Here is a 14705-nt window from a genome sequence, read left to right on the forward strand (position 1 = left end):
CGCATGAGCACACACACCTTGCAGGCGCCCAACCACTTATCGGGCGACATCTGGGGCGGCTTTGCCGCCATGCTGGTGGCCTTGCCGTCTGCCATCGCATTTGGGGTCACCATCTTCTCGCCCTTGGGGGCTGAGTTTGGCGCCAAAGGCGCTTTGGCAGGCATGTTGGGCGTGGCCGCCTTGGGCTTGATTGCAGCCACCTTTGGCGGCACGCAGCGCTTGATCTCGGCGCCCTGCGCGCCGGCAGCGGCGGTGCTGTCGGCCCTCACCATCCAAATGACGCAACAAGGCAGTGGCGTGGGGGCGGTGGTGATGACCTTGTTTTTGGTGGCCCTGTTGAGCAGTTTGATGCAAATCTCTTTTGGGTTGTTGCGCATCGGTGAACTCATCAAATACATGCCGTTTCCTGTGGTCAGCGGTTACTTGAGTGGTGTGGGTCTGATCATCGTGATGGGCCAGCTGCCCAAATGGATGGCCTTGCCCAAAGGCATGAACTGGTGGCAAGGCTTGATGGCGCCTGGGCTGTGGCAATTGCCCAGCTTGGTGGTGGGCGGGGCCACCGCTGGGGTGATGTTGCTGGCGCCGCGTTTGTCTACGCGCGTGCCCGCGGTCATCCAGGGTTTGCTGGCAGGAATGGCAGCCTATTGGTTGCTGGCTTTGACGGCCTGGCCGGAGTTGCGCGCGCTGCATGACAACCCCTTGATCATTGGCCCGCTGGCTGAGGGCGGTGAGGGCTTGCTCGACACCTTGGCTGGGCCCTGGAAGAGCTTGTCTGAGTTTGGTTTGCCACATTGGGAGCACATCGTATTTCCCGCTGCGACCTTGGCGGTGTTGTTGTCGATTGACACCCTCAAAACCTGTGTGGTGTTGGACGCGTTGACGGGCTCGCGCCACAACTCCAACCAAGAGCTGATTGGGCAAGGCTTGGGCAACTTGGCGTCGGCCTTGATCGGTGGCGCACCCGGGGCAGGCACCATGGGGGCGACCTTGGTGAACAAAGCCAGTGGCGGCGCCACTTATTTGTCGGGCGTGTTCCAAGGGCTGTGGTCGTTGCTGGCGATTGTCTTGTTGACCTCGTTGATCGCTTGGGTGCCCGTGGCTGCGTTGGCTGCGTTGTTGATCGTCATTGGGTTCAAGATGATCGACTGGCACTCATTCCAAATGGTGCGATCCAAAGACACGGTGCTCGACTTCGGTGTGATCGTGTTGGTGGTGATCGTGGCCAACACCGTGAGCCTGATTGCTGCCTCGGGCGTGGGTGTGGCCATGGCCATTCTGTTGTTCTTGCGCGAGCAAATTCACACTTCCACCATCCGCCGCAAGAGCTTCGGTAGCAAGGTGTTTTCGTCCCGTGTGCGCAACCAATACGAGCTTGACGTGTTGGCAGACCAAGGCCAACACACGGTGATTTTTGAATTGCAAGGCAGCTTGTTCTTCGGCACCACCGACCAGCTTTACAACGCCATCGAGCCAGAGCTCAGCGGTGCGCGTTTTGTGTTGCTCGACTTCTTGCGCGTGCAGTCCATGGACATGACGGCAGGCCACATGATTGAGCGTCTTCGCAACATGCTGGCGGAAAAAAATGCTCGCTTGGTGCTCACCCGTGTGCCCGAGCGTTTGCCCAACGGGCGAGACCTGCGCACTTATGTGGACCACATTGGGTTGCTGTCTGACAACACGGCCAAAATTTTTGACGAGTTCGACGAAGCGCTGGAGTGGATCGAAGACGAAACCCTCAAACTCGCGGGTCACGAGCACGTGTCAGGCCAAGGCTTGTCCTTGGGCAAGTTCGAGGTTTTCCACGGCTTGAACGACGCTGAGCTGGCGGCCTTGGACACCTGCAAGGTGGTGCAAACCTACCAGGCCGGGGACATGGTGTTTGCTGCGGACACGGTGGGGCACGAGTTGATGCTGATCAGCCGAGGCGAGGTCAAGGTCAGCTTGCCTGTGGCCGACGGCAAGACCATCCACTTGGCCACCTTCAGCCGAGGACAGTTTTTTGGTGAAATGTCGTTCTTGGACGGACGTGCCCACTCGGCCGATGTGCAAGCCACGCGCGACACCGAATTGATTTCTATCGACCGCCGCGCCTTTGCCAAAGTGGCGGTGGGCGACCCTGTGATGAGCATCAGCGTCATGCGCGCCGTGGCCTTGGCCATTGCCGACCGATTGCGTTATGCCAATGCACAATTGCGCGAATTGCGCCAAACTTGATTCGTTCGAACCTAAGGAGACTGAGCATGAAACTGAATGTCAATGGAACCGTCCGCACCGTGGACGCAGAGCCGCAAATGCCCCTGCTGTGGGCCTTGCGCGAAGTGCTGGGACTGACCGGCACCAAATATGGCTGCGGTGTGGCGCAATGTGGCGCTTGCACCGTGCACCTCAATGGCCAACCCGCTCGCTCGTGCTCCATCCCTGTGTCGGCGGTGGGCGAGATGAAGGTCATCACCATCGAAGGGCTGTCCAAAAACGCCACCCATGCGGTGCAAAAAGCGTGGGCCGAGTTGGACGTGCCCCAGTGTGGCTATTGCCAATCGGGACAAGTGATGGCCGCCGCCGCCTTGTTGGCGCGCAAACCCAAACCCACTGACGCAGACATTGACGAAGCCATGAGCAATATTTGCCGCTGCGGCACCTACCAGCGCATCCGCGACGCCATCCACGTGGCTGCGGGCCAAATGAAACTCGGTGACGTGTTGGCGTCTTACGAGTCGGTTGACATCAACGCTCAAGCTTGAGGAGACACACCATGACACAGACCTCAACACCCAACACCGCGCTCACCACATCACGTCGCCAATTTTTGGTCAGCTCTGCCGCAGTGGGCAGTGGCTTGGCCTTGGGCCTGAGCTTTGCGCCCAATGCCATGGCGCAAGCCGCGTACACCACGCTCACGCCCAATGAAATCAACATTTGGGTGGTGGTCAAACCCGATGACACGGTGGTGATTCGCATTGCCCGCTCAGAGATGGGCCAAGGCACACGCACCGGCCTGGCCCAGTTGGTGGCCGAAGAGCTCGACTGCGACTGGTCCAAAGTGACCACCGAAATGCCCACCCCCGGACAAAGCCTGGCACGCAAGCGCGCCTGGGGCGATATGTCTACTGGCGGCAGCCGTGGCATTCGCACCTCGCACGACTACGTGCGTCGCGGCGGCGCTGCGGCCCGCCTGATGCTGATGCAAGCAGCGGCCAACCGCTGGAACGTGCCGGTGGCCGAAGTGATGGCCAAAGAAGGCGTGATCACCCACGCCATCTCAGGCCGCACCCTGAGCTACGGCAAAGTGGCCGACGATGCGGCCAAGCTGACCGCCCCCGATCCAGCCAAGATCACGCTGAAAAAACCCAGCCAATGGCGCATTGCGGGCAAGTCGATGCGTCGCTTGGACACCGCCGACAAGGTGGACGGTCGCAAGACTTTCAGCATCGATTTGCAGCTGCCTGGCATGCTCAATGCTGCGGTCATGCAAAGCCCTGTGTTTGGCGGCAAGTTGGTGAGCTTTGATGACCGCAAGATTGCCAAGATGCGCGGTGTCAAAGGCGTGGTCAAGATCAACGACAGCACGCTCGCCGTGGTGGCCGACACCTTCTGGCATGCCAAGACCGCCCTGGCTGAATTGCCTGTGGTGTGGGACGACGGGGTCAACGCCAATGCGTCCAGCGCCACCATCGACGCCATGCTGCGCGAAGGCCTCACGGCCAATGGCGACTTCTGGCAACGCAAAGAAGGCGATGCGCCCGCTGCCATCTCGCAAGCGGTCAAGAAAGTAGAAGCCACTTACACCAGCCCCTTTTTGGCCCACGCCACGATGGAGCCCATGAACTGCACGGTGCGCATCACAGGCAATCGTGCCGAGGCTTGGGTGCCCACGCAAAGCGCCGAGGCTTCGCTGGCCGCGCTGGCCGAAGCCACAGGCTTTCCCCTGGAGCAATGCGATGTCTACAAAATGGACTTGGGCGGCGGCTTGGGCCGGCGCGGTGGCCAACAAGAGTACGTGGACCAAGCGGCACAGGTGGCCAAGAAGTTCCCGGGCACACCCATCAAGCTGGTGTGGAGCCGTGAAGAAGACATGACGCACGACTTTTACCGTCCGGTCTCGATGGCCAAGATGTCTGCCGGCATTGACGACAAAGGCAACATGACCGCGTTTCACTTGCGTGTGTCGGGCCAGTCGCTCAATGCCTTGTTGGCCCCCATGGCCATCAAGAACAACAAAGACGTGCGTCAATTGCAGGGCTTTTGGGCAGAACCGGGCGATGCCCAACTGGGTTACAGCTTTCCCAACTTGCTGACCGAGTACGTGATGCGCAACACCCATGTGCCCGTGGGCCCATGGCGTGGTGTCAACACCAACCAAAACGGCATTTACATGGAGTGCTTCTTGGAAGAGTGTGCCCGTGCTGCGGGCAAAGACTCGCTGGAGTTCCGTCGCGCGTTGATGGCCAACCACCCCAAGCATTTGGGCGTGCTCAACGCGGCAGCAGAAGCGGGCGACTGGGGCAAGCCGCTGCCACCGGGCGTGTTCCGGGGCATTGCGCAGTTCATGGGTTACGCCAGTTACTCGGCCGCTGTGGCCGAGGTGTCGGTCTCGCCCAAAGGCGAGGTCAAGATTCACCGCATGGTGTTTGCCTTGAACTCAGGCCACGTGGTCAACCCCGCTCAGGTGCGTGCGCAGATTGAGGGCTCGGTGGTGATGGGCTTGTCGGGTGTGTTCTTGGGTGAAAACACGGTGGAGAAAGGGCGCATGAAAGAGCGTAACTTTGACACCTACCCCTTGATGCGTCTCAAAGAAACCCCCAAGGTGGAAACCGTGTTGGTGCCCACAGGCGACTTCTGGGGTGGCGTGGGCGAACCCACCATCTGCGTGGTGGGCCCGGCAGTGCTCAATGCGATCTATGCCGCAACCGGCAAACCGCAACGCGACTTGCCATTGCGCAAGCATGGCTTGACCTTGGTTTAAACGTTTGCGTTTGGAGGGCCCAACTGCTTGCAGTTGGGCTTTTTCTATTCATGCCCAACATGGACGCATTCCTGCCGGCGGGCTTGTCAACGCCGTATCGACGGCCCGTCCAAAGGCATGCCTTGAGCCCGCACCTTGAGGTAGAGCTCCAGCTGACGCAAGGCTGGGCTGCCTGACGCGGGCAGCGTGGCTTGCACGCCGGAGTAGCAGGCACGCAACCGGCGGTCGATGGAGCCCAGGTTTTGCCAGTTCAAGCGGTAGATCGGAAAACCGCTGGGATGCCCGGGGCTCACCACCTCAGCGCGCAGGTTGGCGCCCACCTTGCCGTCGTGGCAATGCACACACGCCAAGTTGAGCCGCCCCATGCGGGTGGCGTACAGCTGCGCGCCTTGCGCCAACTCGGCTTGCCAGCGTTGTTGGCCTGCAGCATCGGCAGGTGCTTGCACATGCATGGCTTGGCCTTTGCCCACACTGTGCAGCAAGGCACTCAACGACAGTGTGTCGCTGTCTTCCACGCCTTTGGGGCTTTGGCCTGCCCGCTGGCGGCACGCGTTGATTTGATCTTCTAGGTTGACCAAGCGCGCACTGCCCTCGCGTGTCACCAGCCGTGGGTGTTGTGCTGCTGCACTGCGCAAGGTGTCGGGGGTGTTGTGGCAGCTTTGGCAATTGTTGCCCCACAAGGTTTGCCCTTTTTCTATCCACAGGGTGACCGGGTTGGCGTCCGCGTCTTGTTGCATGGCTTGCAACTGCGGTGTTAAAAACTGGTTGCCGCTCAGCAGCGCTTGTGCATGAACCAGCAGTGGTGCAGCCAAGCTTGCACACAACAGCAAAGCCCGGGGCCAGTGGCTGTGGCTGACGCGGTGCATGGCGCTCAGCGGTAAACCAAGGGGCGGCTGAGTTGCCCGGTTCGGCCTTGGTGGTCGGCCCAACTCACCACCATGTCGCCTGCTTGGGGCGGCAAGGTCAATGAAAAAAAGAACATCGGGTTGGCAGCCATGCCGGTGCCCAACTCGGCTTCAAACACCAGCACGTCGCCCACATGCACTTTGACGAATTGCAAAATGTCTTTGGCCACTTGCACGCCAGAGCTGTCGTGCCGAAAACCCGTTTCCATCACATGCCCCAACAGCAAGCGCACCTCCACCTCGGCATTGGGGCGCACAGGCCCCGAGAGCGACAAGCGAACAGGCAGGTCAAGCGTGTGTGCCATGGCGTCAGGTCTCGTCAAAACACGCTGTGGCGGTGACCACGGTGTGGGTGCCACGGCCCAGGCTGCTGCCGTCGTTGAGGTGTGCCAACACCCAGACCTCTTGGCTCATGGCCAAGCGAACGCGGGTGTTGAACTTGAAGCGCGTTTGGGCTTGCCCCAGCTTGAGCCGCAAGATCACGCGATTGGGGTTTTCGGGGGCAATGATTTCAAAGCCCACCAACTGTTTGCCGGCAGGCGCTTGGAGTGTGAACTGCAGCGGAATGGCGTTGCCGTTGTCGGCCAACGGAGGCAACACCACCTCAATGCCGGCCGTTTGCAATGCACGCGCTTGCAACTCGGCTTGCGAATTGGGCTCTGCGGCTGCCAGCACGTTTGGCGTGGCCAACACGCCCGCAGCCAAGGGCCCCAAACTTGCAAGCCAAGTTCGGCGGGCCAGTGGGGTGTGTGAGAACAACATGGGTTGGCACTCTAGCGCAAAGTGGCCAAGGCTGCTGTCACCTTGTCTATCTCATCTGCGCTCAGCATGGGCCGTTCTGGGTTGGCTTGTGTGGTGCCTTCAAGGGTGCCAAATGGCGGCATGAGGGTGTTGCTGCTGAGCTTGCGTGCGTCCATCACCCACTGGCGCAATTGCCCCAAGCTGTAACGCTTGGCCACGCCGTCCAGCGTAGGCCCAAAGTCGCCTTGCTTGCCTGCTGCGCCGTCGATGCCCTTGGCGTCGCGCAGCACACTCACCTGGTGACACGTCACGCAATTGCCTTGTTGGCGGTTGGCCATGATGCGCAAACCTTGCTCGGCATCGCTCAAGGTTTGTGCTGTGGCCGTGTTGGCCCACAAGCCCGCCAAGGCCAGCAGCGTTGCCAAACCCATGCGCAGGCTGGTCATCGCTTGCGCAGCCCCAAAAACATCACCGTGCCCACCACCACCAACCCCCCCAGCACTTGCACGGGTGCAATGGCTTGGCCCAACAGCACCCAGGCCAGCACCAAGGCAAAGATGGGCTCCACATTCATGATGGCCGAATTGCCCACTACGCCCAAGCGCGGCAACACCGTGAACATGATGGTGAACGCCGTGCCGTACATCAGCGTCAAGCCCATCAAACCCCACCAACCCGCGTCAGCGGTAGGCAGATGAAAACCACCTTGTGTGCTGACAGCCACCAGGCCAATCACGGCGGCACACGTCATGGTGCTCAAGGTGCGCACGCGGCCGTCTACCCCTACGGTCTCGTGTTGAATGAACACCAAGGCCAAGGCAAACGTGGCAGCCGCAGCCATGGCAAACGCCACCCCAATGCCAATCAGCGACCACTGCCCCTGCGCCCCCAAACCTGAGGCAGCGCCCAACACGTCCAAGGCCAAAGCCAAGCCCACCAACATCACGGGCATGGCCCGCAGCGTCACGGCTTCAGGGCGGTGGCGGTAAATCAAAAACGCCCACAAGCTGGTCCACAACGGGTAGGTGTTGAAAGCAAGCAGGGCCAATGCCACAGGGATGCGCGCCACAGACGAATAAATGCACAAGCTTTGCACGCCCACCAACACACCCACCCCCAACAAGGCGCGCTTGTTTTGCCGCGTGAGAGAGATCTGCACCTTTTGTTGCCAGATCAGCAGCGTCAACACCAGCGCAGTCACGCTGCTGCGCATGGTCATGGCGGTGGCGACATCGACGCCGTTTTCAAACGCAAAACGTGCGGCGACGTGGTTGGAGCCCATCATGAAGGCGATGAGCAGCAGGGTGGAGAAGGCGGATAAGGACACGTGGTGCGTTCGTGGTGATGAGGGTTCAGAGGGGGCCAGGTGCCATTGAGTTTTGCATAAAAGGGGTTGGTAGGTCACAGAGGTTGCAACGCAGGCGACTGAGGGCTTTGTGTTGGTCTCTTGGATTAAATGTAAGTGATGGATACCTTTGTATTTAAATGGATGTTTAGATTAAGTAGGTGGCATTTTTGCAAGGTTTGGACAAGGCGTTTGGTAATTCGACTGCTGACAAGCTTGAATACAAATATGAAAACTGCCGGGACAACACAAGAAAACCCCAAATCCAAGCGGTTGAGTTCGTTGATTTGGATTCTGGTGTTGTGGGCATTTGTTCGGTTGCTTGCGGGTATGGATGGGATTAGCTGGACTAGGGCGTTCGATGGAATTTCAATTTGGTTCGGTTTATGGCCATCCACTTGCCTGCTTTTGTTGGCGACGTTACCTCAAGTTATCAGGTATCAGTCCTTATTTAGAAAGGCTGCGCTTTTAATGGTTATCGGCAGTTTTGTTGTTGGGATCGTACTTATTCAGGTTGTTGGAGATACGCAAAAGATTCAATTAATCGAACAATGGATTCAATATTTTTCTTTGTTATTTGTGATCGTAGGTGTAGGTGTCTATGCGAAATTAAATAAAAGTGAGAAGGTATGACGGAACCAACTAAGTCACAACTTCAGCAGCAATATGAAAGCTCTCGTCTCGCTGTCGCCGCATACGGAGCTGAACAATTTAAAGCATTGCTGGCATCGAATCCTAGTAGCAGTGGATTAATCGCCGCGACTGAGAGCATTCTTGTTCAGCAAGGATTCACTTCAACTCAAGCAAAGAGTTTTGTCGCGAAATACACGCCAGTCGCAGCTCTAGATCAAGATGGTGCTGGCGCTGTGCTTTTCAGGGTTAATGGAACAAATCAAATAGCCACCACAATTCGAGGGACAGAAGCAGCATTTTCCGAACGTGGATTAAACGACCTAGTCCTAGCAGACGGCACCATAGCGCAAAACCAACTACCCACGTATCAAACTACGCTGATTGCAAACTTCGTATTGCGCGAGACCACGCCCGCAGGGCAACCCGTGCCGCAGTTTTCAGTCAAAGGCATAAACAGCAATGCAGATGATTTAATTAGAGCCACTGCCGATACGATTGGCTTACCTGGTCGAGGTAACGCAAGCAATACGGGTTTGGTCACCATGCCTGTCGTTGTGCAAACAGGAACCGCGCAAGGTACGGGCCGTGCGGTAGGGCCTTGTGTTGATGCCGCCGCCCATTCCGAAGGTTCACCAGAAATCACCACATTAGGTGCTGCTATTGCGCAGTGCTCTCGTATCACTACCGTTAATGGCCCTGGTGTGTCTGTTGAGCAAATGCAAAGCATGGCAGATCAGATGACGGCTAAGTCTGGGTTGCCACTAGTTGACCTGACTAAGCAAAATCAACTCAATATTCACACGACAGGCGTGAGTATTATTGATGATTTGAACGGTGGACTTCCTGGAAATGGAACCACCGTGGTCATTCCAACCAAGTATGCAGGCATTGTGGGAGACCACAGTTCCATCGTTGCTATGAATGCCACTGAAGCTGCATATTTTCGCGGCGACATTTCGCAACGTATTGCACCAGTTGGCACTGTTACGTTAGACCCCAATCACACCAACGACTACAACTTTTCCAACACAGCAGGCTCTGGTCGTGGCACTGTCAACCCCGATGCGGTTACGCCGCCTGCTAGCGTCTTCAACCCCGCCACAGCACTGCCGAGCTACAGCGGTGACAACGCAGTGACGGTGCAGCCTGGCGACACGGTGAGCAGCATTGCCAAGCGTTACGACATGACGGTGCAGGAGTTTTCTTCGTACCTCAAAGAGCAATACGGAGACAGTGCTGATCTCAACAGCATCGTTGCGGGGTACAAACTGCCGATTCCTCAAGATGTGTACGAGCGAACTTTGGGTGGCGTTAATGGCTTGGACTTACCACCCGAAACACCACCCCTCTCACCTGATGCACAAGAGGTGAACGATGCGTTGGTCGATGCTTTTAACCAAGCCGACAAAACAGCCGCCGATATCAAAGCTCAAAATCCTGGCACGCAAGTAGCCGGCTCGGGCGGTACTTTGCCCGATATATCCGCCCCCACCAATGCCTACACCAACACTTTCACCCACTACCTAGACACGCAAGGCGACGCCCTTACCACCGGGCAACAAGACGCACTCGCGGCGCAGATAGACAAACTAGCCCTAGGCACCGACAAAACCCTCTCCTTCTACACCTTACCCGGTGGCGGTGCATTGATAGCCACCGCAGAAGGCGACATCGTGGGCGAGATTATTCATTCGTCATCAGGCGACTTGAACCTCAAAGCCAGCACCATCGACGCCAGTGGCAACACGGTAGAAGTCAACAACCACATCAACGAACAAGGCAGCGTTCAAACCCAAGAGCAGTACAACACCCAACAAGCCAGTGCCCTCTTCAACAGCCTCATGGCTGCCAACAATTGGGACCACTTGAGTGATCTGGGCAAGCTCAGCGCCTTGGTCAACTTGTACAACGCTACCGACAAATTGGGAGAAGCCTTTGGTGCCACGGGCAACAACCTGCCAGGCGACTTAGGCGCAGCCTCAGGCTGGCTTAGCTTGGCGCAGGGGCTGCAAAGCGGAGACAGCCTCATCATTGCCAACGGCATCAACGTGGTCAGTGACCGAGCGTTGGACAACGCCATGAACGAGGCCTTTGGCAACACCGCTGCGGGCGAGTCGGTGCCTTACCTGAGCTACGCATTGGCCATTCGCAACTTCGAAGACAACCCCGAAGTTGCAGCGGGCACGATGGCGGGCACCTACATCGGCCAAGCCTTGGGGGCCGAGTTTGGGCCTATAGGCATTGCCCTGGGTGGTGCCATTGGCGGGTTTATTGGTGGCGCATTCGGCGGCCTCTTCGGCGACGACGACATCCCCATGCGGCAAGGCTTGGCCCATGCGCAGTGGGACGCGCAGGGTCAGACTCAAATCATCACCACCCAAGATGCAGAAGGTGGGGGCTCCACCGCCAACAGCTGGATGAGCAGCTTGGTGGACGGGCTGCAAACACAGCTACAGACCTACAACAGCCAACACAACGCAAGCGACGGCTTGGGGCTGGCTCTCATCCCCAACCTGCTGCCCAGCGTGGGCTTCAAATACGACCCCGATGGCTACAACCTCGCCAACGGGGCAAGAGGCTTCATGTACTTGCAGTGGACCGATGATCAGGGACACACCCAAACCCGCTTCTACGACGGTGCAGGCAACCGGGGAGACGGCACTGGCGAGACCTTGAGTGGTGACTTCGTGCAACACGCACAAAGCGCCATCGCCCCTGCATGGCAAGTGCAAACCGTGTTGGCGCACTACCAACAAAGCGGAGACATTGACCTACCGACGCAATCCAACACTCTGCCGCAAGCGCTGAGCGACGGCTTGCACCAGACCCTGCAAGTGGTGAGCTTAGGACTGGCCAGCGCCTTGCCCACAGAAGCCACGCCAAGCAACCCACTCATCGACGTAGATGGCGACGGCTACTTAGAGCAAACCCAATGGGTTCAAGCCAACCAAGCCATCCTGAGCGTGGACTTGAATGGCGATGGAAAAATTGGCTTGGGCGAGATGGTGAACCTGCAAGACGCAGGGCAAGTGCAGCAAGCCCGCACCAGCTTGGCTTGGCTGGATGCCAACCAAGACGCCAGACTGACCGCGCAAGACCCAGCCTTTGCAGCACTCAAACTGTGGGTCGATGTCAACGCAGACGGCAAGGGCAGTGCCACAGAGCTACAGAGCATGAGCCAAGCAGGCATCACCGCGATTGACTTCAGCACCAACCCACCGCGCATAGAGCGCGCTGACGGCAGCGTGCAAAGCCTCAACGTGGAAACACTCACCGCAGATACCTTGGGTGTGGCCATCACGGTAACAGCGGGTGGGTTGGTGCAGACCACCGAGCAACTAGATGGCACAGCTCAAAGCGTGCAGTACGTCGTCAACACCAGGGCCTTTGATGGGCAAGCAGCGCACACCCAAGGCGGTACCAAAGACGTGGACGGCTCCTATGGTGCAGTGGTGCAGGCCGACGCCAGCAAGCTGGCCACCACCACCTACAAAACCATAGCCAACGCAAGTGTGCAAACCAGCACCACCATGGGCGTGGGAGACGCTAGGCTCAAGAGTGCAGCAACAGCAACGGTGACGCCCACCGCGACAAGCGCTGCTAGCAACGTCAGCCCTGAGACCCGTGTGGCCTTTGTGCCAGCGGGGCAAAACAGCGCGCAAAGCGAAGTGCGCATCGTCACGCAAGACATGATTGAGAGTTCAGGCAGCAGCATGTTTGGGGCGGCTTCTGGTTTGGGCGTGCTAGGCGCGGTGGGCCTAGGGGCTACGGCCAGTGCGGCAGAGGCGGCAGCGGTGCAGGCCAATGTGGTCAGCAGTGGCGGCAGTTCCAGCTCACGTGTCATTACCACCAGCTCGGCAAGCGTCGATAACCAAGTGACCTCATCCATCGACAATTCTGCTGCGACGCCAAGTGCTCCATTCAATTCGGCTTCCACGTCGACAGAGGTTGTGGTCAAACAAGCCGAGGTGTTCTCTGCGCCAGTCACTGTGCCTGTGGCGAAAACCGTGCAGACTGCTCCAACGTCGACGCAAGCCATCACCTCGCCGACCGCGGTCACTGCGCTTTCAACATCAACTCAAAGCACGGTTGTCGAGGCAGCGCCTGTGGTGCTGGTGAAGGCCGTGGTCATCAGCAGCCCCACTACGAGCAAGCAGGCCTCAGATCCAACACCTGCATCTTCCCCCTCTGCTGCAACCGCAAGTTCAGAAGCCACATCACCCAATGCCAATTTCGCAACAGCTGCGGTAACGCTTGATTACCCGATGGTTGAAGCTGAAACCTTGCCCGGTACAGAGGACGTGGTGTTGCGTTTGAGCCAAGATATTTTGTTGGCCAACGACAGCACACCCAATGCGCTTGCCGATGTCAACGCACCCGCACTCACCATCACGGCGGTGGCAGACGCGGTGAACGGCCAGGTCAGCTTGAATGAGGGCGTGGTGGTGTTCATTCCTGACACCAACTTTCATGGCGAGGCCAGCTTCACCTACACCGTGACAGACCAATATGGCTTGTCCACCACTGGCAGAACCACATTGATCATTGCGGCGGTCAACGACGCTCCGGTGACGCAGGGAGAGACATCGAGCACACAAGAAGATACGGCCATTTATTTCAATGTGGCGGATTTACTGAGCAATGACAGCGATGTCGACACGGCCACCGATGGTCAGGTGCTCAGCATCACAGGCATTGCCTCCGCTCTGAATGGCACGGCCACCTTGTTGGCCGATGGGCGCATTCGCTTTGTGCCAGATAGTAATTTCCATGGGACTGCCACATTCACCTACATCGTCAACGACGGTAACGATGCAGGCAACTTCGGCAGCACCATCGCCACGGTCACGGTTGACGTCAGCGCAGTGAACGACGTGCCTGTTACCCAACAAGACGCTTCAAGCGTGGACGAAGACACCACTCTGGTCTTCACCCAAGCCCAGTTGCTCGCCAACGACAGCGATGTGGACACAGCCACAGATGGACAGTCTCTGACCATCACCGCAGTCTCAGACGCCACACACGGCACGGTCAGCATGCTGACCAGCGGAAACATTCAATTCATCCCAACGGCCAACTACCACGGCCCAGCCAGCTTCACCTACACCGTGAGCGACGGCAACGGCGGAACCACCACCGCCAGCGTGAGCATCACCGTCAATGCGGTCAACGACACCCCGGTGGTCCTGGGCGAGACGGTCAGCACCAGCGAGGACACCACGCTCAGCATCGCAGCCAGCACTCTGCTAAGCAACGACAGCGATGTAGACACAGCGACAGACGGCCAAGTGCTCACCTTGAGCTCGGTCAGCACCATCAGTGGCAAGACCCACGGCACGGTGGCTTTGCTGAATAACGCCAACGGCACGCAAACCGTCCAGTACACGCCAGACGCCAACTACCACGGCACCGCCAGCTTCAACTACACCGTGAGTGACGGCAATGGCGGGTATGCCACTTCAATCGCAACAGTGACCGTGTCAGCGGTCAACGATGCACCTGTGACGGTGGGCGAACTCAGCAGCACCGACGAAGACACGGGGCTGGTCTTCACCCAAGCCCAGTTGCTCGCTAACGACAGCGACGTGGACACAGCGACAGACGGCCAGGTGCTGACCATCACCGCAGTCTCAGACGCCACACACGGCACGGTCAGCATGCTGGCCAGCGGAAATATTCAATTCATCCCCAAGGCCAACTACCACGGTCCAGCCAGCTTCACCTACACCGTGAGCGACGGCAACGGAGGCACCACCAACGCCAGCGTGAGCATCACCGTCAATGCGGTCAACGACACCCCGGTGGTCCTGGGCGAGACGGTTAGCACCAGTGAAGACACAACCCTCAACATCGCAGCTAGCACTCTACTAAGCAACGACACCGATGCAGACACAGCAACAGACGGTCAAGTACTGACTTTGAGCTCAGTCAGCACCATCAGCGGCAAGACCCACGGCACGGTGACTTTGGTCAACAACGCCGACGACACACAAACCGTGCAGTACACGCCGGACGCGAACTACCACGGTACAGCCAGCTTCAACTACACGGTGAGTGACGGCAACGGGGGCTACGCCACCGCCGTAGCGACGGTGACGGTGTCAGCGGTCAACGATGT

Annotated in this window: 10 protein-coding genes; 5 read left to right on the plus strand and 5 right to left on the minus strand. The window is 58.4% G+C overall.

Features of this window, described 5'->3' with window-relative positions; all coding sequences use genetic code 11:
• Positions 1–3 precede the first annotated feature (3 nt).
• Genes ACKWJN_RS00455 through ACKWJN_RS00465 form a run of 3 tightly spaced genes read left to right on the plus strand, consistent with a single transcriptional unit; the run spans position 4 to position 4963 of the window.
• Positions 4–2214, plus strand: a complete 2211-nt coding sequence (locus ACKWJN_RS00455; RefSeq protein WP_408593485.1) for a SulP family inorganic anion transporter — start codon at positions 4–6, stop codon at positions 2212–2214.
• A gap of 26 nt (positions 2215–2240) precedes the next feature.
• Positions 2241–2741: a (2Fe-2S)-binding protein gene (locus ACKWJN_RS00460; protein ID WP_408593487.1), complete on the plus strand. Its 501-nt coding sequence runs from the start codon at positions 2241–2243 to the stop codon at positions 2739–2741.
• An 11-nt stretch (positions 2742–2752) separates the two neighbouring features.
• A complete protein-coding gene (locus ACKWJN_RS00465; protein WP_408593489.1) occupies positions 2753–4963 on the plus strand; it encodes a molybdopterin cofactor-binding domain-containing protein in 2211 nt (736 codons plus the stop codon).
• Between the two features lie 86 nt (positions 4964–5049).
• Here ACKWJN_RS00465 and soxA read toward each other — a convergent pair whose 3' ends face one another.
• The 5 genes from soxA to ACKWJN_RS00490 are packed head-to-tail and all read right to left on the minus strand — an operon-like array spanning position 5050 to position 7936.
• The gene (gene soxA, locus ACKWJN_RS00470; protein WP_408593491.1) at positions 5050–5829 is read right to left on the minus strand and encodes a sulfur oxidation c-type cytochrome SoxA; all 780 of its coding nucleotides are present in this window, start codon (positions 5827–5829) and stop codon (positions 5050–5052) included.
• 5 nt (positions 5830–5834) lie between these two features.
• Positions 5835–6173: a thiosulfate oxidation carrier complex protein SoxZ gene (locus ACKWJN_RS00475; protein ID WP_408593492.1), complete on the minus strand. Its 339-nt coding sequence runs from the start codon at positions 6171–6173 to the stop codon at positions 5835–5837.
• 4 nt (positions 6174–6177) lie between these two features.
• Positions 6178–6630, minus strand: coding sequence for a thiosulfate oxidation carrier protein SoxY (locus ACKWJN_RS00480; RefSeq protein ID WP_408593494.1), 453 nt, complete (start codon positions 6628–6630; stop codon positions 6178–6180).
• Between the two features lie 11 nt (positions 6631–6641).
• Positions 6642–7055 (minus strand): c-type cytochrome, encoded by a 414-nt coding sequence (locus ACKWJN_RS00485; protein ID WP_408593496.1) that lies wholly within the window; start codon positions 7053–7055, stop codon positions 6642–6644.
• Complete coding sequence (locus ACKWJN_RS00490; protein WP_408593498.1) at positions 7052–7936, minus strand: DMT family transporter; 885 nt, start codon at positions 7934–7936, stop codon at positions 7052–7054. The genes ACKWJN_RS00485 and ACKWJN_RS00490 overlap by 4 nt, the downstream gene beginning before the upstream one ends.
• Positions 7937–8182: 246 nt before the next feature.
• Here ACKWJN_RS00490 and ACKWJN_RS00495 point away from each other — a divergent pair, with 246 nt between their 5' ends.
• Both ACKWJN_RS00495 and ACKWJN_RS00500 read left to right on the plus strand, forming a co-directional pair.
• Positions 8183–8587 (plus strand): hypothetical protein, encoded by a 405-nt coding sequence (locus ACKWJN_RS00495; RefSeq protein WP_408593500.1) that lies wholly within the window; start codon positions 8183–8185, stop codon positions 8585–8587.
• Between the two features lie 917 nt (positions 8588–9504).
• Positions 9505–14705, plus strand: a 5201-nt coding sequence (locus tag ACKWJN_RS00500) for a cadherin-like domain-containing protein (protein WP_408593501.1), incomplete at its 3' end; no start/stop codon positions are given.

Source organism: Limnohabitans sp. (genome assembly GCF_046052825.1).
Classification (GTDB): domain Bacteria; phylum Pseudomonadota; class Gammaproteobacteria; order Burkholderiales; family Burkholderiaceae_C; genus Limnohabitans.